Source organism: Photobacterium sp. R1 (assembly GCF_054600795.1).
Genome location: NZ_BAAHZP010000967.1, coordinates 1 through 237 on the forward strand (window position 1 = coordinate 1; position 237 = coordinate 237).

Below are 237 nucleotides of genomic sequence, written 5' to 3' on the forward strand. Positions count from 1 at the left end.
CGCCATCATTGAGCACAACAATGTTACGGATAACGTTTTGCAGCTCACGCACATTCCCGGGCCAGGTATGCTGACGGAAGCGCTCAATCACGTCTGGTGAAAAGCGACTAAAGCGCTTGCCTTCTTCCACCGAGATATGCCCCAGTAAAGCATGAGCAATTTCAATGACATCGTCACTGCGATCCCGAAGCGGTGGCAAACTGATAGGAATAACATGCAGCCGGTAATACAGGTCTT

At 50.2% G+C, this 237-nt stretch carries 1 protein-coding gene; it reads right to left on the reverse strand.

Annotation, left to right across the window (positions count from 1 at the left end; translation table 11 throughout):
- Positions 1 to 237 (reverse strand): AAA-type ATPase lid domain-containing protein (locus ACYP03_RS27945; protein ID WP_459782927.1); only part of this gene is annotated, 237 nt, incomplete at both ends.